Raw genomic sequence first — 24072 nt, forward strand, 5'->3', positions numbered from 1 at the left:
ACGTTTCAACATCACTAGTATCAGTGTTAGCGTCAGTTAGTATGTCGCTGTGCGGTTATTCAGCGGGGCGTACTTGGCAAACAGAATCGAGCATTGGATTATCAATGCAATAGATATGATTCTTTCAATGTATATTCTGTTTGACCGCCAATAAGTGGGCAGCAGTAAAATCTTAACGTCAAACTATCATCACTTGCTCAACTGCGCCTGCTCATAAAATGTGTCTAGCAAATCGTGATCATGCGCTAACTGAGTAAATTGTATACGGGTATCAGCTGCTAGCTGAGCAAGTAGGCTCAGAGTCACATACTGATTATGAGTGGTATTACTACCATTTAATGAACGCCATGCCTTATATTATCAAGCATATTGTCCTAAAATTAACATGAGACGCGCAGCACATATCGGGTACCTCGTAACTAGCTTGTAGTCATGATGGTACGTAACAGGTCATGACAATAACGAATATTGCCGGAACCGATGCGCAATTGGCGCTCAACATGCTAAACTATAGCAAATCTTTCTGTAAATACCTACCTAAAAATGACGAATTCAAAAATGACTGACGACGCAACTGCCCCTGAAGCTCCTGCTATTTTCAACAGTAAAACCCGTCCGCAAAGCGCTGACGATGAGATTAGCAACTTTGCTAAGGTCAACTATCTCGAAGTAACGCGCCATCAACATGACCAGCGTTTAGACAACTTTTTACTGAATCGTTTAAAGGGTCTACCAAAACCACATATTTATAAAATGATTCGCTCGGATGAGATTCGTGTGAACAATAAACGCTGTAAAGCACATGATAGATTGCATCGTGAAGATGTGGTGCGTATTGCGCCAGTGGTATTAGCAACTCGTGAAAAGCCAATTATCAGTACTGAGTTTGCCAAAAGCTTATTAAAGCGTGTGGTTTACGAAGACGAGGGTTTGCTAGTACTAAATAAGCCATCGGGTATTGCGGTACATGGTGGCAGCGGTCTGGATTTTGGGGTTATCGAAGCCATGCGTGAAGTGACAGGTAAAAAATACCTAGAGCTGATTCATCGTATTGATAAAGATACTTCAGGTCTATTAATGATCTCTAAAAAACGCTCTTCACTAAAAGCGTTGCAGCAGCATCTGGTCGACAGAACCATTCAAAAGCATTATTTATGTTTGGCGAAAGGTCAGCCTGTGCTCAATGAGCAGTCTATCGATGCGCCATTATTACGTTATACGTTGGCAAGCGGTGAGCGCCGTGTCAAGGTTGACAAGCAAGATGAACAAGCCAAAGAAAGTCAGACTAATATCATCGTACACAGCCGTTTTACCATAGCGGATCAACCAGTAAGCTTGATAGAAGCCAAACCGCTGACTGGTCGTACGCACCAAATTCGTGTGCATTTAGCACATATCGGTCATGCTATCTTGGGTGATGATAAGTATAACGTCCATGATAAATCTGGTGTTCATCGTCTGTGCTTACATGCGTGGCGCTTAGATATTCCGGGTTACGAGCCAATTATCGCGCCATTACCAGAAGATATCGCCGCTCTACTACCAGAAGGTACAGAGCTACCGACTGTATAGCTTAATTCTCCTAATCTTGCATCGTCAGCCGTTATCATTGTCCGTTATACAAAGTTTATAGAAGGGTAAAGTGATGAGTCAGCAAAAAAGTGATCGCGACAGTGCATTATTTGTTTCTGCCGATTTAAATAGTGACGACTCAAGCATTAATGATTCAAAGCTTTCCCCAACTGTAACTTCTGGTTTAATGGACAAAACGCTGATTATCTTTGATTGGGATGGCACCTTAATGGATTCGATTGGCTTAATCGTCGAATCTATGCATATCGCTGGCGAGGCGCATGGCTTTCAGACTACAGACCAAGCCGTTAAAGGTATCATTGGATTGAGTTTGCTAACCGGTATAGACATATTGTACCCAGCAGCTAACTCGGTGCAAAAACTGGCAATTGAAAAAAGCTATAGTGAGTATTATATTGCTAAAAGTCACCGCACACCTTTTTTTAGCCCTATTGAAACCATGCTACAAGATTTACAAAATGCAGGTAAGCAATTGGCAGTTGCTACGGGTAAAAAACGTCGCGGTCTAGATAGAGTGCTGGCTGCATCAAACAGTGAGCGTTATTTTGAAGTGACGCGCTGTGCCGATGAGTCCGGCTCGAAGCCGCACCCGCAAATGCTCAGTGATATTTTAGCGCATACCCAACAGTGCATTGCCAATGCTGTATTTATTGGTGACAGTATTTATGATATTCAAATGGCAAATAAATTGGGTATGACCAGTATTGCAGTTAATTATGGTACAGCATCAGGTGATGAGCTGGCTGACGAGCAACCGAGTTATCAGGTAGATACCCCGCAAGAGTTAGTCAGTTTACTGTGTGGTTAATGTTTATAGTTTTGTTTTTAGAGTAAAAAAAGGCTTTATCGTTAATCCGATAAAGCCTTTTTTATTACACTTTTACTTGATGAAGGTTATTCAGAATCTTTTGATTCAGCTACTGGTTCATCAGTGATTTGCTCAGTACTTTCATTTTCACTAACATTTATTTCGCTATCAATAACATGATGCTTTTTAATATCATATTGCTCATCAAGAACGGGTTCGCCATTTTTATCATCATCTAGCTTGTAACGATACCAGTTACCCATAACCCCTGCCAACTCATCCAGCCCTTCTTTTCTAAGCGCTGAAAAAAGCTGGATGGTGCAGTTTAAGCCTAATTTTTTGAGGGCTTGACGAGTATTGAGCAGTGCATTTTTAGACGCGCCATATTTGAGCTTATCTGCTTTGGTTAACAAAATATGCACTGGCAGATTTCCTGCTTTTGCCCAATGTAGCATTTGCTCATCAAAAAACTTTAATGGATGGCGAATATCGGTCATCATTACCAAACCAGCAAGGCTTGAGCGTGATACCAGATATTCTTCTAACTCCACTTGCCATTCTTTTTTCATCTCAAGTGGCACGGCAGCATAACCATAACCGGGCAAATCCACTAAGCGTCTATCGGTATCGCCAATACTAAAAAAGTTGATCATCTGCGTGCGCCCAGGCGTTTTAGATGACCGTGCCAATTGACGCTGATTGGTCAAGGCATTAATTGCGGACGACTTACCGGCGTTCGAGCGACCAGCAAATGCTACCTCAAAACCAATATCAGCAGGACATAGACGAAAGGTAGGCGCTGAGGTCATAAACTCAGTTTGCTGAATACGTTGACGGGCTTTGGTATTAAAAGCCGCATGCTCAGCGGCGACATCTTTAAACGGGGTACTCATAACTGACTCATTAACATGCGAAAATTAAAAAATAAACACAGCATAACACTAAACTGATGGACTGCTTAGCAAAAATTATCGTAATAACTATTACGTTATTACTTATATAAGTCTCTCAGTGGTATGTAAGTCAACAGACAATGCAGATTAAAACAAGTTATGATAGCTAAAAGAACCTTATATAAAGCGTATAATATAACCATATCTAGCGAGTTTCTCTATAATGCGCAGCCAGCAAAGTAGCTGGCAAATAGCACACCTGATAGGAGATATCTTATGTCTTTCCTCATCCAGTTTCTTACTCAATCTCTAAAAGATACGCGCTCTATATTCAATGTATTCCGTGGCATTATTTCCGCTTTTCTACTAAGTATGGCAGTTATTAGCTCGGCATCTGCGGTTGATGTGCCCACGCTTTATAAAGCTTCATGCGCAGTCTGTCATGATAGTGGTGCGCTAAACGCGCCCAAAAAAGGCGATAAGACGAAATGGGAGACTATTAAGAAAAAAGGCATGCCGGCGTTAGTAAATGGCGTAAAGAGTGGCATGATGCAAATGCCAGCAGGTGGACTTTGTGCCGATTGTAAAGATGAGGATTACCGTCAGTTGATTGAGTATATGAGTCAGTAAACAGTGCGGCTCTTAACATGCCTGTATATTGTAAATTTATAATTTCTAACTTATAACTCCCATCTTTATAGCTTCTATCTTTCGAAGATAGCTTATAGCCTGTAACGTAAACAGAAAAACGTCTAGATGCTACGATTAAGTAGGCAAATTGTATAAAGTCTTGCTATAATAATCGCAAATAAACCCTGATGTTAGTAAGTACTTTCAGGCAGATTGTGATAAAGCTCTTAACTGTACGGGTTACCTCTGACAATGATACGGTAGCTCATCGTAAGTTTTGGCTATTTTTTTTGTATATTTTCCCCAAGTTACAATCATTCTAAATAATGCTTCCGTCGAGTTAGTAGGATCTGTATCCATGAAAAAGTTAATCGCTGCCGCCAGCTTATGTGTTGCAAGTTTCAGCGTACAAGCTGCTATCACTGTTCCTGAATATGACCTTAATGCAGGTAAACAAATCGCTGAAACGGTTTGTGCTGCTTGTCACGGTGTTGACGGGGTAAGTATCGTTCCTGCGCAACCAAATTTGGGCGGTCAAAACGTCAAATATCTATATAAGCAATTGGTGAACTTTAAAGCGGGTTACCGCAAAAACGGTATCATGCAATCACAAGTTGCTAACTTATCGCAGCAAGATTTAGCCAACGTTGCCGGCTATTATGCCAGCCAAAAGCCTTGGGGTGTGGGTTATGGCAATCCAGCAACCGCGCAAGAAGCGAGTAAAATATTCTTGGGTGGCGACAAAAAGCGCGGCGTTATTGGCTGTGCAGGTTGTCATGGTCCAGAGGGCGCTGGTAATACATGGGCAGCATTCCCGCGTTTAGGCGGTCAGCATGCTGAATATATTGCAACCCAGCTCAAATTATTCCGTGCCGCAGGTCGTGAAGATGACATCGCTAGTGAAGATCAAAAGCGTGTCAATGATGGCGCGAAAGAAGGCGAAGTCGGCATGATGCAAACGGTTGCCTCAAGATTGTCAGATCGTGATATTCGTATCTTGTCAGATTATGTGAGTGCGATTCACTAATTAGTGCGACGAAAGCGCTGCTTAGCTTGCACTGCTTGAGTCACTACGGCACGATGCTATCTTAAAAAAACCCCGATTTCGGGGTTTTTTTATAGCCATACTCTTTGCTACTGAGCCCTTATTCTTGTATGAAACTATACTTAGAAAGCTTGTCAAAATAAGATGGTTTATAATCACTTTATATTTCATGATTGCTGTTTTATTATCCCTAATTTAGACTCTCTGATATTCACTTTTGTTCGTTTGGATTAAGATTATGATGATCCGCTATGCTTCTTATTTTATGGCAGCATTATTGCCATTATTATTATTTCGCTGGTTTGCTCCGGCGTCTATTGGTGAGATTGACTTTTGGTTACTCTGGTTATTGGCGATGGTATTAGTGTCATTACCAATCATTTATGCCGAGATAGCGCTGGCTTATCGTAGTACTGAAGCACCTGTTGCTGGGATGCAGAAGCTAACGCGTGAGGCCGATGCCAGCCCTTTATGGCGCAGTTTTAGCTGGTTGGCAGCGCTCGTCTCTATCGTTATTGCTGCCTTAGTGATATCAGGTGCCAGTGAGGGCATTTTGTCAGCGCTAACGGCTTTAGACAGTAGTCCTGCTATCCCAGGTTTTGCGCTTGCAGCTGGCTTAATGGTGATTAGCGTGTTACTTAGCCTGCTTGGGGTTGCGCCATTGCCCATTGGTTTAGGGCTTATGGTCATAGGTTTGGTCATGGGCGTTGTAGGCGGTGTGCCGTCAGTCAATTTTGCCATGACAGATATTGGCTTAAGTGAATGGGCGCATGCCGTAGCGCTGGCATTGGTCAGCGTTGGCGCAGGTACGGGTCTGTACTGGTTTGGTCAGCATTTGGTGACTAAGCAAGCTATTACTGCAGTGGATGACAGTCAGCTTGATGCTAACAGTGTGCGTGCGGCAAAGAATGCCCAGCTTAGCAATTATCGCGCGACCAAATTAGTCTTGCCAATTTGGCTATTGCAGCTTGTTGTTGGGATGGTGGCATTATTTATCAGTGGTTTGGCGTTGCCGCCTATTGGTCAGCTACTATATTGGGTTGGGGTGATATTTGTTGCCAGCTACTTGCTCCATTATGCGGCACAGCAATTGGCGCATAAGTTTGGATTAATAGTCAGCTTACTCATAACTTTAGTGATCGGTTTGGTGCTGGTGATAGCACTACCGACTGCATGGCTGGTAGGCATATTGGTGATTATCAGTACTATAGCGGTGTTATTGTTGGCGATTTTTGCAGGTTGGCGTATGAAAATAAGTCATTTGCGCAAGTCATTAAACTTTAGTAATGAAGGCTTATATAACTTATGGCGCATTGCGATTCGTCTGGTCGTGCCATTGGCATTGATATTGGCATTGATAGGTTGGGTGATGCAATGGCTGAGCTAATCACGGTGCATTTGGCGTATGCTGAAACTGCTGAGCGCCAACATTATCAGAGCTTACAAGTTGCAACAGGTACAACTTTATATGAAGCGTTGGCACAAGCAAAGTGGCTGATTCAGTTTCCTGAGTTGGCAACATGGTGTGAAGCGGTTACGCAGCTAGATACACCGACCGCTAAGCGTTGGCATGTGGGCATTTATGCGCAAAAGCAACCGCTTGGCTATGTGCTGCAGTCGCTAGATCGTATCGAGGTATATCGCAGCTTAAGCGCAGACCCCATGTCTCAGCGCAAAAATAAAAGCACCCAAAAAGTCAAATATAATCAATAATGCGTAACGGTAATGCAGACATAAAAAAAGTGACATCCTAAGGGGTGTCACTTTTTTATTGCCAGCTTAAAGATTTCCATTTTTTAAATTACCAATGCAAATGATCATCTTTAATACAGCAACTTTTATTATGAATATGGATTAAGCAGTAGGTAGGGTTTCAATACCTTCAATACGGGTAACAATACCATTCGCATCAAAGTAAATAATCAAATGCTGGCTGGCATTTTTTACATCAGCAATCCCTTTGCGACGTCCTTCCGTACCAGCTTTATAGTCGTAAATATAATCCCAACGATTCGGTGCTAGCGTGTCTCTGATAGCAGGGCTGCCAAGAATATACAGTACCTGATTTTGGTTCATGCCAACTTTGAGCTTTTGCGCATCGGTTTGGGTAATTGGTGTGCCTTGCGGTAAGTCGATTTTATAGACGCTCAGCATAGAGCAGCCCGACAGAGCAACTGTCATACCGAGCACAGCGCTCATCGTCAGTGTGCGTAAAGGGTTAGAATTAGGATTTAGGGTACGAAAAATTAACGGCTTTATCATGGTAAGATGACTCATAAGAAATGGGTTAGGCGCGGCTAAGTGCAGCGAATGCAAGTCTTACCGGCAATCACTGATAAATGATACGTCATTTACTTGCAATTGCCTACCACTTACGACATTATTTACCGCATCCTCTTGGCTATCATACTGTGTTTATGGTGTAAATTCATGCACTTACCCTAACATGAGTAAATAATGCTAAGCTATTGCTTGCCGTTATTTTTATGAACCTCCTATTATTATAGCAAATGGCTCGTTGCGGCTCTTATAACCCCTATATTGATGACCTTTTATTTACTTTTATTTGCGAAGACTGTCACAGTCAAAGGATACATTATGGCTTCTATTACCAATCAAGATTTACGTAAAGCAGGACTTAAAGTTACTCTGCCACGTATCAAAATTTTAGAATTGCTTGAAAGTGCGGAACTGCATCATATGAGCGCGGAAGAAGTGTATAAAGCGCTGATTGAACAAGGAGAAGATGTCGGTTTAGCCACTGTTTACCGAGTGCTCACCCAGTTTGAACAAGCGGGCATCGTTGAGCGTCATAATTTTGAAAATAATTTGTCGGTATTTGAGATTGCTCAAGCCAAGCATCATGACCATTTAGTCTGTGATGTGTGCGGCTCTATTATTGAGTTCCATAATGATATTATCGAGAGTGAGCAGTTGAAAGTTGCTGCAGAACACGGCTTTAAACTGTCAGGACATTCTCTGGTGCTATACGGTATTTGCAACAATCAAGCGTGTCGCGATAGTGCTAAGTAAGACTTTACTGATTAAAAGGGCCAGTAAAATATGACTGGCAACTTTTTTCTTTGTCGTTGTTAATCATGTACGATAGATAAAAAGACAAATAAAAAAACAGCGCTGATAATAAGCGCTGTTTTTTTGTAAGGTTGTTATGCTAATCAAAAGATAGGTTAGGTAATATCCAAAGATAAATGTTCCGACCCGGCATCAAGATTTTGCTTTCCGTTCTTACTGTGTAATTTAATTTTTAAGCGCAAGTCATTGGGTGAGTCGGCATGACTGATGGCATCATTATAGGTAATCTCGCCATTTTCATATAAATCAAATAGCGCCTGATCAAAGGTTTGCATGCCACTATCGCGCGAGCGGGTCATGACGTCTTTAATCTCGTGTACCTCGCCTTTACGAATATAGTCGCTAATCAGTTGCGAGTTTAACAAAATCTCAATGGCGGCACGGCGACTTTTGCCATCTGGCGTTGGGATAAGCTGCTGCGCAATAATTGCCTGAAGGTTTAAGGATAAGTCCATAAACAGCTGGCTATGACGGTCAGATTCAAAAAAGTGAATGATACGGTCAATGGCTTGGTTGGCATTATTAGCGTGCAAGGTAGCAAAGACTAAGTGCCCAGTTTCAGCATATTGAATGGCATAACTCATGACTTCACGATTGCGAATTTCCCCAATTAAAATAACGTCAGGCGCTTGGCGCAAGGTGTTTTTTAATCCTGCCTCAAAGGTCAAAGTGTCGATACCGACTTCACGCTGGGTGATGATGCAGCCTTGATGCTGATGTACAAATTCAATGGGGTCTTCAATAGTAATGATATGACCTTGGGAGTTTTGATTGCGATGACCAATCATCGCGGCAAGCGTTGTTGATTTGCCCGTACCCGTTGCGCCAACCAACAAAATAATGCCGCGCTTTTTTAAGGCAAGTGCTTTTAATGAGGCGGGCAAGCGCAATTCTTCAACAGTGGGGATTTGATTCTCAATTTTCCGCAGAATCATACCTGCCATATCGCGCTGCATAAAGGCGCTGACCCGAAAACGCGCTTGCTGAGCGGCATCTGTAATGGCAAACTGGCACTCGTTGGTTTCAGCAAATTCTTGCTGCTGGTTTTTGCTCATTATACTGTTGACCAGTGCTAATGTATTTTCAGGCGTCAGTGGTGTTTTTCCTACCGGACGAATACTGCCATTTATCTTCATCGAGGGAGCAACGTCTGCGGTAATAAATAAGTCAGAACCGTTATTTTGAATCATCAGTTGCAGTAGTTTATCGAAATCCATATCGTACCCACAATCATAGCGTTTTGGTTAGTAATATTGGTTAGTAGTATTTGTTATTAGTTAGTCTGACTAACGTTTGCCGTAAAGCACAAACAGGGGTCAAAAACCGCTAACTATTGATGCCTTTATTTTATATAAAAGCTTCCGGCTGTTTGGCGTAAGGGCGCGCCACATCCTTGCTAATTGTGCCTTTTGCCACTAAATTTTTGAGGGTTTGATCGAGGGTAATCATGCCATCGCCGGCTCCGGTTTGGATAGAGGAGTACATTTGGGCGATTTTGTTTTCGCGGATTAAGTTACGAATCGCAGGCGTACCGAGCATGATTTCATGCGCAGCCACTCGACCACCGGTTTGGCGTTTTAATAAGGTTTGCGAGATGACCGCTTGTAACGATTCTGAAACCATTGCTCGAATCATGTCTTTTTCAGCTGCAGGGAAAACGTCAATCACTCGGTCAATGGTTTTGGCAGCCGAGCTGGTGTGCAATGTGCCAAAGACCAAGTGACCAGTTTCGGCAGCGGTCAATGCCAAGCGAATGGTTTCAAGATCTCGTAGCTCACCGACCAAAATCACGTCTGGATCTTCACGCAATGCCGAGCGTAATGCAGGCTCAAAACCTAAAGTATCACGGTGAACTTCGCGCTGATTGATTAGACTTTTTTTAGATTCATGCACAAATTCAATCGGGTCTTCAATGGTTAAAATATGCTCTTTGCGGGTTTCATTGATATAGTCAATCATTGCTGCGAGTGTCGTTGATTTGCCTGAACCTGTTGGACCGGTGACTAACACCACGCCTCGTTTAAAGTCTGAGACTCGCTTGAATACCTCACCCATGCCCAAATCTTCCATGGTCAACACTTTAGAGGGAATAGTACGAAAAACCGCACCAGCGCCGCGATTTTGATTAAAGGCGTTAACCCGAAAACGCGCCAAACCCGGAATCTCAAAAGAAAAGTCAGTCTCAAGGAATTCTTCAAAATCTGCGCGCTGCTTATCATTCATAATGTCATAAATAAGCTGATGCACTACCTGATGGGTCATCTCTGGCATATTAATACGGGTCATCTCACCATCAACCCGAATCATAGCCGGCATACCAGCAGAAATATGCAAATCCGATGCTTTATGCTTGACCGTAAAGCGCAGCAAATCTTCAATACTTAAATTATTTTTTTCGCTCATGGTAAAGAATTCCTAGCGGTGACTGGCGACAAATAGAAATAGAAATAGACAGAAAATATAAAAAGCACATATAACAAAGGAGCTATGAATAAAAGTGAGTAACTTATCGAATGGGTCATATTGTTTTATTATAAATAATGGTGATGCACGTGCCTGATTCTCGTAAATTACCAAGGGCTGTTAATCGACCGTAGCTATTGTAACAATATAATAACAATACTCTTTAGCTTTCACCATCAATAAGGGCTATTAAATGTAAAAATAGCTTATGTAATGATGGTGACTAATGACAAGCTATGCGTTTTTTTATTCTTATTAATAGACAATAGTACATTAAATAATGGGTAAGGGTACAGCTATAGCGCTGCCTATTGGAATTTTTTATTGCCCTAGTGGCTTTGATTTCTTGCTACATTTAAATTTTATTCTTTTAACTGACAACAATGAGTAATTTATGAGTTCTGAATCTCTTATCAATAATTGGAATACGGTAAGCCAGCAAGTTGCGCAGGCGTGTACGCAGGCAGAACATGCGGATACTGAAAAAGTGACATTACTAGCAGTCTCAAAAACTAAGCCCGCTGCCATGATTGCTACTCTTGCCAAACAAGGTCAGCATGATTTTGGGGAAAATTATCTGCAAGAAGCAATTGAGAAAATCACTGTATTAAAGGATGACACGGATTGTGCAGAGATTGTGTGGCATTACATTGGTAGTATTCAGCGTAATAAAACTCGGGATATTGCTGAGCATTTTGATTGGGTGCAAACCGTGGAGCGCGATATTATTGCCAAGCGTCTAAACGAGCAGCGTCCAGAAGATATGTCGCCACTTAATGTGCTGATTCAAGTTAATATTGACGCAGAGGACAGCAAGTCAGGTTGTCAACCGGATGAGTTATCTACCCTTATTAACACGATTAAAAGCTATGAGCGCTTGCAACTGCGCGGTTTGATGATTATTCCTGCTAAAGAAAATACTGATGCTTTCAAGCGTACCCAGCAACTGTTTGACACCATTAAACAGCAGCATCCAGAACTGAGTGCTTGGGATACGCTGAGCATGGGTATGAGTGACGATATGGTAGATGCCATTGCGAATGGCTCGACGATGGTGCGCGTTGGTACAGCGATATTTGGCGCGCGAGGTTAAAAGGGGGAGGGTAACGGCTAATCCTTTTCATAAGCATTAGCCGTTAGCTATTTTATGGTTCAATATTGAGTATTTTAATATCAAACTACTTAATAACACCTTACTCGATGCCAAACTACTCAATATCAAATTTTGTCACCAACAGCTGATTGATTTTAAGATGATCGGTTGCCAAAATCTCAAAATGATAACCGGCATATTTAATACTGTCGGTTTTCTTTGGAATTTTACGCAGCATAAACATCATAAAACCGCTAATGGTTTCATAGTTCTCACTGTGCGGCAGATTGACCATCCCCAACGCCCGAATCACATCTTCAATGGGTGTCATCCCATCAATCAGCCACGAGTTATCCGTGCGCTGCACAATAGGCTGCTCCTCCAATGTCACCAGCTCGCCCATCACGATACTCATCACATCTTTTAGGGTAATAACGCCAACAACCAGCGCATATTCATTCACAATCACTGCAAAGTCTGCGCCTGTTGATTTGAACGTTTCTAACACTTCAAACAGCGATAAAGTATCAGGAATAAATAACGCCGGTTTTAACAAGGATTTATCGGTCAAGCCCACTTCTTGCTGTTCGAGTACCGACGCCAAAAAGCTGCGTGATTCCACGTAACCAATAATATGCTCTAGGTCGTCATCATGACAGATTAAAAACTTATTGTGCGGCTGTTTAATCATCACCGAAACCACGTGTTCAGTAGGCGTTTGGCTATCAAAATAGACAATATGTTCACGTGGATTCATCACCGACGTCACGGTACGCTCTTGCATCTCAAAGATATTTTCAATCAGATGGTGTTCATGTTTTTTTAGTACGCCCGCCTCTGCGCCTGCATCCATCATGGCGTAAATATCCTCTGAGGTCATATCGTCTTGGCGTACAGTTGATATCCCAAGCATTTTAAAAAAAGCATTTGCCGCACCATCAAATACCCAAATAATCGGCTTAAAGATAAAGATTAAAAACATCATCGGACGAACCATTTTGACCGCGATAGGTTCGGCATTAGACATTGCCAAGCGCTTGGGCATCAAATCCGCAAATAGCACAAAAACGCTGGTGACTAGAATAAAGGATAATACTGAACCAACCGTTTCATTACCAAATAAGCGCTCTAAATAAGGGCTGACCGCTGACTCGCCGATGACACCGGCTAAAATCGCTACCGCATTGAGCGCCACTTGTACCACAGTAATGAAGCTGCCCGGTTGCTCCTGCACATTGAGCACATCTAAGGCGCGAACGTCGCCCTCTTTTGCCATGACTTGCAGCTTAATTTTACGAGAAGACGCCAGTGCCAGCTCGGAGCTGGACACAATAGCACTAAGCGCAATTAATATGAAAATAAACAGACTGGCAGTTAGCAAACTCATGACATACTCGGATATAAATCGGACAAAATGACCGTTAATAATAGGGAAGATCAAGATGGAAAAGGCTAAGCATAATAGAAGAGAAGTAAGTTAAAAATGAAATGAATATGGAATTTTTTTAGAAAAAACTCATATTCTAAACCTAAAAAAGCTGGGCAAGCACCCAGCTAATATTGGATATTATAAACACTATGTCTCATGCTGGCTTATCGTCTGTAATACAGAGCTAAAGCAGCTAAGATGAAATTAGCCTTTTAGCGTCCATTTGTTGACCAACGGATAACGGCGCTCACGACCAAAGGCTTTTTGGCTGACCTTAGTGCCGATAGGCGCTTGACGGCGTTTGTATTCGCTATTATCTACCATCGTAATGATTTTGGCGACCATATCGCCATCAAAACCTTTGTCAATAATATCTTTATAGCCCAAGTCTTCATCGACATAAAGCGTTAAGATACCATCAAGCACATCATAATCTGGCAAGCTGTCTTGGTCAGTTTGCTCAGCGCGCAGCTCAGCCGATGGTGGACGGGTAATGACGCGCTCAGGGATAACCGGCGTGTCCTCTAAGCGATTACGATAATTGGCTAAATCATAAACTTGGGTTTTATAAACGTCTTTTAAGACATCAAAACCACCTGCCATATCGCCATAAAGAGTCGAGTAACCTACTGCTAACTCAGACTTATTGCCTGTGGTTAAGACTAAATGTCCAAATTTATTGGATAATGCCATTAAGATAACACCGCGTGCGCGCGCTTGGATATTCTCTTCGGTAGTGTCCGCAGGCGACTTGTTAAATAAAGGCGCTAAGGTATGGCGGATACCTTCAACCGCATCAAAAATCGGGCAGACCGTGTAAGAGACATTCAGGCGACGGGCTTGCGCTTGCGCATCTTCTAAGCTGATTTTTGAGGTATATTCGTACGGCATCATGACCGCATAGACTTTATCAGCGCCCAGCGCATCGACGGCAATACATAGGGTTAATGCTGAATCAATACCGCCTGATAGCCCGATAATGACACCGGTAAATCCTGAATAATTAACGTAATCGCGCAAGCCAACTACTAAGGCTTGGTAAATCTCTGACTCACGGCTCAAGGTTAATGGCGCTTTGGTTTGCGTGTTAAAGGTCAAGTTATTAACGTTTAAAGTAGCAAACATCAGCTGATTCATGAAGCGGGCGGCTTCGTGCGCCACGCTACCATCGGCTTGAACTGCCATTGAGCCGCCATCAAAGACCAAGTCATCTTGACCGCCAACCGCATTGACATAAATAATCGGCAGCTTATGATCGCGGCTGCGTTTTGCCAACATTATTTTACGCGTTTCTTGTTTTTTGACTTCAAATGGCGAGGCATTTAAGCAGACAATCAACTCAGCGCCTTGTTGTTTTAGCTCAGCGATAAGGTTCTTTTCCCACAAGTCTTCACAAATAAGCAGACCGATGGTAATGCCTTTATAGTCAAATAAAACTTGATTGCGACCTTTATCAAAGTAACGACGTTCATCAAACACACCATAATTTGGTAGATACTGCTTATGATAAAAGCCTTTTTGATGACCATTATGCAAAATGGCAGCAGAGTTAAACGTGCCATGATGGTCGACGTGCGGATAGCCAATAATCATCACAATATCATTGATATCGCTTAACGACGCCAGGGCGCTTTTGATACGACCGGAGAGACTTGGGCGTAGTAGCAAATCTTGGGGCGGATAACCAAGTAACGCAAGCTCTGGAAAGATAATCACATCCGCACCTTGCTCGCGTGCCTCTAGGGCAAGAGCGCGCATTTTTTCAACGTTGGCGCTGATATCGCCTACTAAAAAATGCGATTGAGCCAGCGCAAACGTGATGCTATCCGGCGTTACTGTGGCTTCACTTGCCACAGCCTTTACGGTTGGGTTAGCGGTTTTATTGTCTTTTGACATTGTTATTGTTCCTATCAATATGTCTTTCAAAATGGGGAAAATAAAGCTTGGCTTAGAACAACCCATGACTATGCATGGTAAGTGTCACCGAAGCGCTTCATTAAAAACAGGTTATTAATATCACGGTTATTAAATAGTGATTGTTAAATAGCAATGAGTAAATAGTGCTTATGATCAATATATTAGAGCAGCCCTATTAGCAATCTATAGCGGTAACGTGTACCGGCTACTTATCAAAATAACAACTTGCTCATAAAGCCCGCTGCGTACAGGCAAAAATATATCGCCACAACGCAACCCCTAAATCTGGCTTTAATAACGCCTATCATCAGGTGTGAAATAGGGCTAACGGTCTGTCAGCATGGATTAAACATGCAGAATAATCCTGTTAGTATACCATCAATTTTTCCGCCAACGAGAACGCTGCAACGTTTTCCTACGCTTAATGTACCAATGAATAATATGCCAATGAAGTCTGTAAACTAACAAGCATGATTCATAAGGTCGTTAATCACTTATTGGCTTAATATAGAATGGGCGCTGAGATAAATTGTAAGTAAAAATTACAACATAGTATTATTTATTTGAAGTCGCTTATTGCATAATAACGGTTGACCATTATCTTGGCAGCAACTCGCTGACATGTTTATGTTGAACACCTTTACTGTATCCGCTACTTTTATTTAGTACGGCTATTTGGTAGCGCAATATATAGCATTGTCTTTTCTCTAAATTTCATAGCACGGACACATTTGTTTCTGCTATCTCTGATTAATTAATACACTATGATGGAAAACTGGACCAAAGAGTTCATTATTCAGCGTTTGCTGGCGATTACCTTATTAATCGTATTATTTATCCTGTGTTTTCAGGTGGTGCAGTTTTTTATCGTGCCGGCATTGTGGGCGGCGATTTTAGCGTATGTAACATTTCCTATTTATAAGTTTTTTAATGAAAAGGTCAGATTTAGCTCGGGGTTTAGTGCCGCAATTATGACCGTCAGTATCTCGCTTATCATTGGTGTGCCATTGGTCGTTGGTTTATTTATCCTGCAGCAAGAAGCGATGACTCTGATTACCAATTTTATTTATCGGGTTAAGGTCGGTTATGTTGATGTGCCCGATTCACTAAAAGACTTGCCCATTATTGGTCAGCAAATCAAAGACATTTTATGGAAAATTAACAAGGACCCTGCCGGTACCTTGAGTGCCTTTCAAACATGGATTCAGTCGCATCTGTATTATGGTAAGGTGGCGCTGGATGTGGTGTTTAGTAGTCTTGCCAAGCTCGGTATGGCATTGATGACGCTCTTTTTCTTCTATCGTGATGGCACTAGCTTAATTCGCCAAATTCGCCAAGCGCTGCGTAATATCATTGGCAATCGTATTGATGGTTATATTGATTCGGTAGGCAGTACCACGCGGGCAGTGGTTTATGGCATTGGGCTGACGGCATTAGCGCAGGCAGTGCTAGCGGGTGTTGGTTATTATTTTGCCGGCGCGCCCAGTCCTATTTTGCTCACTATTGTGACCTTTGTCATTGCGCTGATTCCTTTTGGTACGCCCTTTGCTTGGGGTGCGGTATCAGTTTGGCTGCTAAGCCAAGGCTATAATGCTGAAGGGATTGGGCTTGCGCTATGGGGCATTTTGGTAATCAGTTGGGTCGATAACTTGATTCGCCCGATTGTAATTAGCGGTGCAACTAAAATTCCATTTATTATTATATTTATCGGTGTTTTAGGTGGATTAACGGCATTTGGTTTTGTGGGCTTATTTATCGGTCCGGTGGTGTTGGCAATTGGGCTTGCGGTCTGGCGTGAATGGATATCGCAACATAAAAATGAGATTTTTGCACCGCAAGAAGACGAGGCAGATATTTTGTTACCATTACTAGTGACTGAACGCGGTGACGATGTTAATGGCGTAATTGATATTGATGTTAAAAAAGACTAGCGCGAAAAACGATTACTAGAACGTTAGATTTTAAATTAAGGTTATTCAGTATCATATTTTAAAGGGCTTTTCAGAGGTTTTTTTTGTAAAACAGGGGCGGTTGTCACTGTCCTTTACCTTTTTTTTATTAAAAAATAGCTGTTTTGTATACTGTGCATGGCGCTTTAGTTAGCAATATCATTTTAGAAAACGGCATTTAAAAACCGTGTTGAGCAACTTTTCTTTATTTTCATAATTGAGGTGCAATAAAATGCCTACTAACTCTTCTACTTTTAATACTGATAATGCCAGTGCCGAGACAACAGTCACGCGTAAACTGACCATTATTGCTGATAGCAATATTGCCAGTCTCAATGATTTTTTTAATGTAAATACATTGGGCGAAGAGCATGCGCAAGCGGTTAATATCATCACCGTAGCAGGGCGTGATATTACGGCAGAGCTACTGGCACAAGAGCAACCGGACGTTTTATTAATACGCTCAGTGACGCCTATTAATGCTGCATTACTGGCGGACAATCATAGTGTACGCTTTATTGGGTCAGCGACGATTGGTACGGATCATGTCGATCAGGCGTATTTGGCGGAGCGCAATATCACTTTTGCCAATGCTGCCGGTTGTAGTAAGCATTCGGTTGCGCAATATGTACTGACAGCGATGTTGACCTTGCGTCCGCACTATTGGCAGCAGTCACTTACTTTAGGTATCATCGGGCTGGGTAATATCGGCAGTATACTGGCGCAATATGCAACCGATTTGGGCTGGCAAGTGCTTGGTTATGACCCGTTATTACCGCCGTCAACGTTTAATAATGCCAGCTTTGATGAAGTTATTAGCCAAAGTGATGCGATTAGTTTGCATGTGCCGCTGACCGATGCGACGGGCATAAATAGCAGTCCGTATCCTACGCGGCATTTGATTGACACGGCAGCCTTACAAGCCATGCCTGCCACGACATTGTTAATCAATAGTGCACGCGGTCCTGTTATTGAGGCGGCAGCGTTAGAGGCAGATATTGAGCAAACCGGTCGTCAAGTAGTGCTTGATGTGTTTGAACATGAGCCACAAATTGCTGAGTCATTATTATCAAAATTAGCGATTGCTACGGCGCACATTGCAGGCTATACCTTAGAAGGTAAGCTGCGAGGCACGCAAATGATTTATGATGCGTTATGTGAGCAGTTTAATGTTATTCCATCTTTTTCGATGCATCAGCTACTACCCGTCAATATGTATCAATGGTCAGAGCTAAAAGCTCATCCAGATAGACTGGTCAAGTTTTATGACATTATGCAAGATGACCAAGCATTACGCTCCAAGCTTAAGAATGGGCAAGTAAATGGCGCAGATTTTGACCAGCTCCGCCGCGATTATCATTTGCGCCGTGAGTGGCAAGCTTAAAATTAAAAATCAGTATTTAACTGCCAATTTTTACAATTTATAAGACACAGTAAATAATGATGAGCCAATCCAGCAATCCGCTTTCTTCTAGCAATATCTATGCACCAACCATGACGCTAAGCATGGCGCGAAAGCGTGCCAAAATGCTGGATAATATTCGCCAGTTTTTTGCGGCAAGGCAGGTATTGGAAGTACAAACACCACTGCTATCACAAGCGGGAAATACGGATACCTTTTTACAATCGGTAAGCGCCAATGTCATCTATCAAGACCGACTGCGCAGCTACTATTTGCATACCTCGCCTGAATTTGCCATGAAACGAATACTTGCCAGCTGGCGTGTGCCTATTTATCAGATTTGTCCCGTTTTTCGTGATAATGAAATCGGCACGCGGCACAATATTGAATTTACCATGCTGGAATGGTATCAACCGCATTATAGTTTGACTGATTTAGCTGCTGAGCTGGGCACATTATTAACCGCGCTTTATGGCACTACGGTCGTGCTGAACCATTATCGTTATGTTGATGCGTTTATGGACTTTGTGGGTATTCATCCACTCACTGCCAGTATCGACGCATTGCAGGCGGTGGCAGAAGACAAAGGTTTAACTGGCTTTGATTTTACATTAGCAGAAGACAGTCGGCAAAGTTGGCTGGATTTATTGTTTAGTCATGCCGTTGAGCCAAATTTGGGTCATGAGTTGCCAACTTTGATTATTGATTATCCGCCAGCGACCGCCGCATTAGCAAAAACCGCCCTTGATAAGGACGGTCATCTGGTAGCAAAACGCTTTGAGCTGTATATCAATGGCATTGAGATTGCCAATGCTTATGATGAGTTGGCAGACGGGCAAGCGTTACGCCAGCGCTTTGAGCAAGACAACGCGTTACGTCGCCAGCATAACTTACCTGTCATGCCGATTGATGAGCATCTACTTGCCGCTTGTGATGACCTGCCGCCTTGTAGTGGTATTGCAGTGGGAATTGACCGTTTGCTTATGGTGCTCACGGGCGCAAAAAACTTACAAGCGGTTATCCCTTTCCCTAGCGGTCTGGCTTGATTTTTTCTAAAAATAAGAGCGAAGAAACAGGTAAACAGCTACGTCAATTAACCGCGCACCAATTTATTAAGCCCGTCAGCAAAGGCTTTTTTATCGCGATCGCCGTACGGTTTTTGCCCGCTCATTTGCTGCAATTCTAATACGCCAGTGCCACGCATAGTGTCCATAAAATCGCGCATATTCAGCTTTTGCTTGATATTGTTTTTATCATAAATCATACCACGCGTGGTGAGAACTTTACCGCCTTTATCCAGAATATCGTTTGCCAAAGGAATATCACTGGTGATTGCTAAATCACCGGCTTGGATATTGTCAACGATATAATCGTCTGCCTTATCAAACCCTGACGGCACCACGGTCATGACCAATAGCGGTGATTTGCGCAGCTTAATCGGCTGATTGGCGACGAATATCGCTACCGTTTGTGTACGCTCAGCTGTTTTAATAATCAGGTCTTTAGCGATTAGCGGCACAGCATCGGCATCTACCCAAATTTGCATTATTTTTTTGCCTTAACTGTGCTGTCAGGATTTCGAGTGTCATCTTGTTGACTGTTTTCAGTATCAAGAATGGCTTTATTATCATTAACTGCCGTGCTGATTTTATCCATTCCTACTTTATTCGGCAGTACTTCAACCAAACGCGCCAACGCTGGTTCTAAATCAGTCACGTCATTGGGCATTAAGGTAATATGGGCGATTTTGCGGTCGTCACGCTCGCCTTTATGGTAGCTGTGATAATGGGTGCCATCGATAGCAAGGACGGCGCTAATATCCGGATACTGCCCCAATACATTAATCATAATGGAGGGATGGACATTGTCGGTATCGCCAAGCGGCAGTCCAACCACCGCGCGAATATGATTCTCAAACTGGCTGGTAATCGCCCCTTCAATACTCCAATGCCCTGAATTATGTACACGTGGGGCAATCTCATTGGCAAGCAGGCAATCATTACCGCGCGCGTCTTTGGTGACGAATAACTCTAATGCCATTACACCGACATAATCCAAACGATTCATCACTGTGGTTATCGCATCAGTTGCTTGCTGAAATAAATGACTGGTGCCTACCGCTGGCGCTTGGGTTTTAGCTAGAATGCCGTGATGATGATGGTTTTCTACCAAGTCATAGCAGCGCACTTGACCGTCTTGTGCGCGTGCAGCAATGATAGAGACTTCACGGCTAAAATGAATAAATCCTTCGGCAATCAGTGGTGCAGGCGTTGGCGTTAAGCTGCCTTTGCCACTCACCGCATCTTTAAGTTCTTGCCATGCTGCTTTGATATTACTGGCTTGCTTGATGACAAATTGACCTTTGCCATCATAACCGCCACGACTGGTTTTAAGGACAATTGGCAATCCCAATTTGTCGCACGCCTGCTGTAATTCAGCTTGCGAACTCACTGCCATAAAGGGTACGGTTGCGATGTTTAAATCATTAAACATCTGCTTTTCTTTTAATCTATCTTGCGCAATCTCAAGGGCAATTGGTGGCGGAAACATGCCTTGTTTGCTACCGTTAGCAGATAATTTTGCTAATTGCTCAACCGTTGCAGTGGGCGTATTTTCAAACTCTAACGTAAACACATCAGCTGCGGCAATAAAATCGTCTAATTGTTCATTACTAAAGACGCGCCCATAAAGACTGGCAGGGCAAGCCGCATTGTCTTCTAAAAATACGCACTGATAGCCAAGCGGTAGGGCAGCTTCAGCGAGCATCATGCCAAGCTGACCACCGCCTAAAATACCGATAGTTCGAATGGTTTGGGTCATAGGATAAGCGTTGGGTGTGGTCATGGCAGGCTCTTTGAGTGGGCAATGAATAGAATATTAATTGAGTTAAAAGGCACGTTAAAAAAAGGCACGTTAAAAAAGGCAGTTTATAATGCTAAATTAAAATAGGAAAAGGTGCACTATAGGCACCTTATACTGCGTAAACGATTTATAAAAACTGTATAGTAAAAGCTATCTATATAAAAGAGATTTATAAAACTATATAAAAGTGCTTTATTAGTACCAGCTATTAAAATAGAGTCTTGAATTAGCTATTAATAATACCTGGCGTTGGGCTAGCAAGAATAGTTTCAGTTTGAGCATGACGCAAGTTATGCAACTTTTCGGCAATTAAATTGTCATGAAGTGCCAAGATTTGAATGGCAAGCAGTGCGGCATTATAAGCGCCGGCAGAACCGATAGCCAATGTGCCAACTGCCACGCCTTTTGGCATTTGTACGATAGACAATAAGCTGTCCCAACCGCTCAGCATAGATGATTTTACGGGTACACCCAATACTGGCAATGGCGTTTGGCTGGCACACATACCGGGCAGATGGGCTGCGCCACCGGCACCAGCGATAATGACATGTAGTCCATTGTCCTTTGCGCTTTTTGCATAGTCAAACAATCTATCAGGCGTTCGGTGTGCCGATACCACTTCGCATTCAAAAGCAATATCAAAGTCGGCTAACAATTGCGCGGCAGCAGACATGGTTGCCCAGTCTGATTGTGAGCCCATGATGATACCAACCAGTGGCTGACCAGCAGGAGAGCCGATAGGCGCGGGTGCCTCACTCGTATTGACAGTAGCAGATATAGTGCTCATGATGCGATATCCTCAAAACGACCATCATACAAAAGTTTTACCCCAGCCGTAAAGCCAAGTTTCATCCTTGTTGTAAAGTCATTAGGGTTGTCCACTATAATAATCACGTTAACAATCGCATTTATAGACTGTATATAGATGTTCTAGTCGTGACGATATTGCACAAAATTATTGGCACTCAGGGGTAAGGGCTGCTTGGTATCCAGCTGGTAACAAGTTAAATATCCACTATCAACCGCTGCGGAATAATCGGTACAAATGACTTGAATACTAAGCGGTTCAGGATTGCCCGTTAGCCAATAATGTCCGACAAACACCGGTTTATGCGTTTTAATAGCAAAGTTGATATTTTCCGCCATAGCATCGACTGGAATTTGCGCCAAGCCCGACGCCGGAGCGCGCGCAATTTGATGAATGGTACGGGTGTTTAGCTCATCTAGCCACCAACGGACGCGAACTTGTGTACGCGCTGAACCATCTTTATCCACCATGACCAAACCTTCAGGAAGTGCAGTTTCTACCCCTTTTAAGACTCGCTCAAGCGCATCATAATATATCGACCCTTGTTGCGCTGTCTTGATAAGGGCATCAGGCGTCAGGCAATTATCCGCTGTGAGTAGCGGTTTCAACACCGCCATGCTGTCCACATCCCAACAGGCATGGACAAAACATCCATAATCAGTTTCTAGCCATAATGGAAGCTCATAAAAACGCTGCAACCAGTATTTATGCAGCTCAGAGCCAAAGGGCACTTCCGCTAAAAATTCTTCATGTTGGCGTGTATGCACCTCAGTATGCGAGCGCAGATAATGCTGAGCACTGGCACTAGTATTGTTATTGTCGTTGTCAGGGTCAAGCGTTGCAAAAGCCAACGCATTGTATTCATGATTGCCCATCACCGCATCAGCAACATCCGCATCGAGCATCGCAAAGACGGTTTCAAGCGTTGCCAACTGCTGCGAACCGCGATCAATCAAATCACCAATAAAGAGCGCACGATGTCCCTCTGGCGGCATATAGCACTCACCGTTATGCACGTAGCCCAATTGCTCAAGCAATCCAGTCAGCTTATCTGCGTAACCGTGAACATCACCAATAATGTCTATAATCATAAAATAGTATCATTTATTAAAAGTGTTATTTATTAAATATTAAAAAGTGCCAAAACCATAAGTTATTCTTAAACTAGAAAATATAATGGCGGTGTTATGCTAAAAGCTAGGCGATAATAATGCATTGATAAAATGGGGCAGCACTGATGGTTGCAACGCAATAGTAGCAATTATACCAAATGCGCCGCCCCAGAGATGCGCCATGTGATTGATATTCGAGCCGCCCCGTCTATCGGCATAAATACTATATGCCACGTACGCCACTGCAAATAAGATGGCTGGAATCGGTACAATGGCGAACAAATACAGCGTCTCCCAAGGCGCGAGTAAGATAAACGCAAACAGCACCGCTGACACGCCGCCTGATGCGCCAAGGCTGAGATAACTGGCATTGTTTTTATTCTTAAGATAGCTTGGAATCATCGCAATGATAATAGCAATGACGTAAAAAACAACAAAGCCATAACCAAATAAAAACTGCCGATATAAGCCCTCAATAGCGCGTCCAAAAAAGTACAGCGTAAACATATTAAATAATAAATGCATACTATCGGCATGAATAAAGCCATGAGTCACAAAGCGATCCCATTGGCCCTTAGTTGTTATCGCTGGCGGATAAAAAATCAAGCGATTAAACAGTGCCTTATTTTGCCATGCCAATAAGCTGATAATAACGGTGATGATAATAATAAGCGTCGTATGGTTGAGCAAAGCACAATCCTTAGGTCAAGCCTGATAGATAAAGTCATTCACAGTTTATTGGCAATATTTGAGTGGTCGCCAGTAAATACGTATGAAAACGAGCATAAGAGTAACGCATAGAGCAGATAAGGAAAATAATTCTAGTAATGTCCGGTTATCTTAGATAATTTACCGTAAAATCACAATCATGGGTCGACAGAAGTTACATACCCATACAAATTAAGCTCAATGACTGCCTAACTTAAGCGTCTGGCTTTCGCTATGCTTGAACGTCTTTTTTACAACAGCTTTGTA

General features: G+C 42.7%; 22 protein-coding genes. 11 read left to right on the forward strand and 11 right to left on the reverse strand.

Annotation, left to right across the window (positions count from 1 at the left end):
* The first annotated feature begins 558 nt into the window (after positions 1-558).
* Positions 559-1572, forward strand: a complete 1014-nt coding sequence (locus tag AAEY78_RS01190) for an RluA family pseudouridine synthase (protein WP_352336589.1) — start codon at positions 559-561, stop codon at positions 1570-1572.
* A 187-nt stretch (positions 1573-1759) separates the two neighbouring features.
* Complete coding sequence (locus tag AAEY78_RS01195; RefSeq protein WP_352336824.1) at positions 1760-2401, forward strand: HAD-IA family hydrolase; 642 nt, start codon at positions 1760-1762, stop codon at positions 2399-2401.
* Positions 2402-2487: 86 nt separating this feature from the next.
* Here the strand turns inward: AAEY78_RS01195 and yihA are convergent, their stop codons facing one another.
* Entirely contained in the window at positions 2488-3294 is an 807-nt protein-coding gene (yihA, locus tag AAEY78_RS01200; RefSeq protein ID WP_352336591.1) for a ribosome biogenesis GTP-binding protein YihA/YsxC, read from the reverse strand.
* A gap of 276 nt (positions 3295-3570) precedes the next feature.
* Here yihA and AAEY78_RS01205 point away from each other — a divergent pair, with 276 nt between their 5' ends.
* The 4 genes from AAEY78_RS01205 to AAEY78_RS01220 all read left to right on the forward strand — a co-directional run bounded on the left by AAEY78_RS01205 (position 3571) and on the right by AAEY78_RS01220 (position 6682).
* A complete protein-coding gene (locus AAEY78_RS01205; RefSeq protein ID WP_352336593.1) occupies positions 3571-3924 on the forward strand; it encodes a c-type cytochrome in 354 nt (117 codons plus the stop codon).
* Between the two features lie 358 nt (positions 3925-4282).
* Entirely contained in the window at positions 4283-4951 is a 669-nt protein-coding gene (locus AAEY78_RS01210) for a c-type cytochrome (RefSeq protein ID WP_352336595.1), read from the forward strand.
* Positions 4952-5207: 256 nt separating this feature from the next.
* On the forward strand, positions 5208-6356 hold the full coding sequence (locus tag AAEY78_RS01215) for a hypothetical protein (RefSeq protein ID WP_352336597.1): 1149 nt from the start codon (positions 5208-5210) through the stop codon (positions 6354-6356).
* Entirely contained in the window at positions 6344-6682 is a 339-nt protein-coding gene (locus tag AAEY78_RS01220) for an RnfH family protein (RefSeq protein WP_352336598.1), read from the forward strand. The genes AAEY78_RS01215 and AAEY78_RS01220 overlap by 13 nt, the downstream gene beginning before the upstream one ends.
* A gap of 141 nt (positions 6683-6823) precedes the next feature.
* On the opposite strand, the gene AAEY78_RS01225 is transcribed toward AAEY78_RS01220, so the two are convergent.
* Complete coding sequence (locus AAEY78_RS01225) at positions 6824-7246, reverse strand: outer membrane protein assembly factor BamE (protein WP_352336600.1); 423 nt, start codon at positions 7244-7246, stop codon at positions 6824-6826.
* A gap of 321 nt (positions 7247-7567) precedes the next feature.
* Between AAEY78_RS01225 and fur the strand changes: the two genes are divergently transcribed.
* Positions 7568-8002 carry a ferric iron uptake transcriptional regulator gene (gene fur, locus AAEY78_RS01230; protein WP_352336602.1) on the forward strand — a complete coding sequence of 145 codons (435 nt, stop codon included), beginning with the start codon at positions 7568-7570 and terminating at the stop codon, positions 8000-8002.
* A gap of 155 nt (positions 8003-8157) precedes the next feature.
* Here fur and AAEY78_RS01235 read toward each other — a convergent pair whose 3' ends face one another.
* Complete coding sequence (locus tag AAEY78_RS01235; protein WP_352336604.1) at positions 8158-9279, reverse strand: PilT/PilU family type 4a pilus ATPase; 1122 nt, start codon at positions 9277-9279, stop codon at positions 8158-8160.
* A 130-nt stretch (positions 9280-9409) separates the two neighbouring features.
* On the reverse strand, positions 9410-10465 hold the full coding sequence (locus AAEY78_RS01240) for a type IV pilus twitching motility protein PilT (RefSeq protein ID WP_352336606.1): 1056 nt from the start codon (positions 10463-10465) through the stop codon (positions 9410-9412).
* 454 nt (positions 10466-10919) lie between these two features.
* On the opposite strand from AAEY78_RS01240, the gene AAEY78_RS01245 reads away from it, so the two are divergent.
* Entirely contained in the window at positions 10920-11618 is a 699-nt protein-coding gene (locus AAEY78_RS01245; protein ID WP_352336608.1) for a YggS family pyridoxal phosphate-dependent enzyme, read from the forward strand.
* Between the two features lie 115 nt (positions 11619-11733).
* Here the strand turns inward: AAEY78_RS01245 and paeA are convergent, their stop codons facing one another.
* Together paeA and AAEY78_RS01255 are read right to left on the reverse strand one after the other, a co-directional pair.
* On the reverse strand, positions 11734-13005 hold the full coding sequence (gene paeA, locus AAEY78_RS01250; protein ID WP_352336609.1) for a polyamine export protein PaeA: 1272 nt from the start codon (positions 13003-13005) through the stop codon (positions 11734-11736).
* Positions 13006-13251: 246 nt separating this feature from the next.
* Entirely contained in the window at positions 13252-14943 is a 1692-nt protein-coding gene (locus AAEY78_RS01255) for an NAD+ synthase (RefSeq protein ID WP_352336610.1), read from the reverse strand.
* 785 nt (positions 14944-15728) lie between these two features.
* On the opposite strand from AAEY78_RS01255, the gene AAEY78_RS01260 reads away from it, so the two are divergent.
* The 3 genes from AAEY78_RS01260 to epmA all read left to right on the forward strand — a co-directional run bounded on the left by AAEY78_RS01260 (position 15729) and on the right by epmA (position 19361).
* Positions 15729-16895, forward strand: a complete 1167-nt coding sequence (locus tag AAEY78_RS01260) for an AI-2E family transporter (protein ID WP_352336612.1) — start codon at positions 15729-15731, stop codon at positions 16893-16895.
* Positions 16896-17145: 250 nt separating this feature from the next.
* Positions 17146-18297, forward strand: a complete 1152-nt coding sequence (locus AAEY78_RS01265) for a 4-phosphoerythronate dehydrogenase (protein ID WP_352336613.1) — start codon at positions 17146-17148, stop codon at positions 18295-18297.
* A gap of 56 nt (positions 18298-18353) precedes the next feature.
* Positions 18354-19361, forward strand: coding sequence for an EF-P lysine aminoacylase EpmA (gene epmA / locus AAEY78_RS01270; protein WP_502943597.1), 1008 nt, complete (start codon positions 18354-18356; stop codon positions 19359-19361).
* A 47-nt stretch (positions 19362-19408) separates the two neighbouring features.
* Here epmA and AAEY78_RS01275 read toward each other — a convergent pair whose 3' ends face one another.
* The 5 genes from AAEY78_RS01275 to AAEY78_RS01295 form a co-directional block, all read right to left on the reverse strand.
* A complete protein-coding gene (locus tag AAEY78_RS01275; RefSeq protein ID WP_352336614.1) occupies positions 19409-19861 on the reverse strand; it encodes a YaiI/YqxD family protein in 453 nt (150 codons plus the stop codon).
* Positions 19861-21159 carry a 5-(carboxyamino)imidazole ribonucleotide synthase gene (locus tag AAEY78_RS01280; protein WP_352336616.1) on the reverse strand — a complete coding sequence of 433 codons (1299 nt, stop codon included), beginning with the start codon at positions 21157-21159 and terminating at the stop codon, positions 19861-19863. The genes AAEY78_RS01275 and AAEY78_RS01280 overlap by 1 nt, the downstream gene beginning before the upstream one ends.
* 244 nt (positions 21160-21403) lie before the next feature.
* Entirely contained in the window at positions 21404-21964 is a 561-nt protein-coding gene (gene purE, locus AAEY78_RS01285) for a 5-(carboxyamino)imidazole ribonucleotide mutase (protein ID WP_352336617.1), read from the reverse strand.
* 143 nt (positions 21965-22107) lie between these two features.
* The gene (locus AAEY78_RS01290) at positions 22108-23076 is read right to left on the reverse strand and encodes a metallophosphoesterase (RefSeq protein ID WP_352336618.1); all 969 of its coding nucleotides are present in this window, start codon (positions 23074-23076) and stop codon (positions 22108-22110) included.
* Positions 23077-23175: 99 nt separating this feature from the next.
* Positions 23176-23787 carry a rhomboid family intramembrane serine protease gene (locus AAEY78_RS01295; protein WP_352336620.1) on the reverse strand — a complete coding sequence of 204 codons (612 nt, stop codon included), beginning with the start codon at positions 23785-23787 and terminating at the stop codon, positions 23176-23178.
* Between the last annotated feature and the right edge of the window lie 285 nt (positions 23788-24072).

This window comes from Psychrobacter sp. 16-MNA-CIBAN-0192, assembly GCF_040309565.1.
In the GTDB taxonomy this organism is placed as follows: Bacteria; Pseudomonadota; Gammaproteobacteria; order Pseudomonadales; family Moraxellaceae; genus Psychrobacter.

What these genes read in the sequence shown, in the direction of transcription:
- AAEY78_RS01210 (WP_352336595.1), top strand. Translation starts at nt 4,283, where the DNA reads ATGAAAAAGTTAATCGCTGCCGCCAGCTTATGTGTTGCAAGTTTCAGC.
- AAEY78_RS01290 (WP_352336618.1), bottom strand. Translation starts at nt 23,076, where the DNA reads ATGATTATAGACATTATTGGTGATGTTCACGGTTACGCAGATAAGCTG.
- AAEY78_RS01225 (WP_352336600.1), bottom strand. Translation starts at nt 7,246, where the DNA reads ATGAGTCATCTTACCATGATAAAGCCGTTAATTTTTCGTACCCTAAAT.
- yihA (WP_352336591.1), bottom strand. Translation starts at nt 3,294, where the DNA reads ATGAGTACCCCGTTTAAAGATGTCGCCGCTGAGCATGCGGCTTTTAAT.
- AAEY78_RS01245 (WP_352336608.1), top strand. Translation starts at nt 10,920, where the DNA reads ATGAGTTCTGAATCTCTTATCAATAATTGGAATACGGTAAGCCAGCAA.
- AAEY78_RS01195 (WP_352336824.1), top strand. Translation starts at nt 1,760, where the DNA reads ATGGACAAAACGCTGATTATCTTTGATTGGGATGGCACCTTAATGGAT.
- AAEY78_RS01205 (WP_352336593.1), top strand. Translation starts at nt 3,571, where the DNA reads ATGTCTTTCCTCATCCAGTTTCTTACTCAATCTCTAAAAGATACGCGC.
- fur (WP_352336602.1), top strand. Translation starts at nt 7,568, where the DNA reads ATGGCTTCTATTACCAATCAAGATTTACGTAAAGCAGGACTTAAAGTT.
- epmA (WP_502943597.1), top strand. Translation starts at nt 18,354, where the DNA reads ATGATGAGCCAATCCAGCAATCCGCTTTCTTCTAGCAATATCTATGCA.
- AAEY78_RS01220 (WP_352336598.1), top strand. Translation starts at nt 6,344, where the DNA reads ATGGCTGAGCTAATCACGGTGCATTTGGCGTATGCTGAAACTGCTGAG.
- AAEY78_RS01275 (WP_352336614.1), bottom strand. Translation starts at nt 19,861, where the DNA reads ATGCAAATTTGGGTAGATGCCGATGCTGTGCCGCTAATCGCTAAAGAC.
- AAEY78_RS01235 (WP_352336604.1), bottom strand. Translation starts at nt 9,279, where the DNA reads ATGGATTTCGATAAACTACTGCAACTGATGATTCAAAATAACGGTTCT.
- AAEY78_RS01260 (WP_352336612.1), top strand. Translation starts at nt 15,729, where the DNA reads ATGATGGAAAACTGGACCAAAGAGTTCATTATTCAGCGTTTGCTGGCG.
- AAEY78_RS01240 (WP_352336606.1), bottom strand. Translation starts at nt 10,465, where the DNA reads ATGAGCGAAAAAAATAATTTAAGTATTGAAGATTTGCTGCGCTTTACG.
- paeA (WP_352336609.1), bottom strand. Translation starts at nt 13,005, where the DNA reads ATGAGTTTGCTAACTGCCAGTCTGTTTATTTTCATATTAATTGCGCTT.
- AAEY78_RS01190 (WP_352336589.1), top strand. Translation starts at nt 559, where the DNA reads ATGACTGACGACGCAACTGCCCCTGAAGCTCCTGCTATTTTCAACAGT.
- AAEY78_RS01265 (WP_352336613.1), top strand. Translation starts at nt 17,146, where the DNA reads ATGCCTACTAACTCTTCTACTTTTAATACTGATAATGCCAGTGCCGAG.
- AAEY78_RS01280 (WP_352336616.1), bottom strand. Translation starts at nt 21,159, where the DNA reads ATGACCACACCCAACGCTTATCCTATGACCCAAACCATTCGAACTATC.
- AAEY78_RS01215 (WP_352336597.1), top strand. Translation starts at nt 5,208, where the DNA reads ATGATGATCCGCTATGCTTCTTATTTTATGGCAGCATTATTGCCATTA.
- purE (WP_352336617.1), bottom strand. Translation starts at nt 21,964, where the DNA reads ATGAGCACTATATCTGCTACTGTCAATACGAGTGAGGCACCCGCGCCT.
- AAEY78_RS01255 (WP_352336610.1), bottom strand. Translation starts at nt 14,943, where the DNA reads ATGTCAAAAGACAATAAAACCGCTAACCCAACCGTAAAGGCTGTGGCA.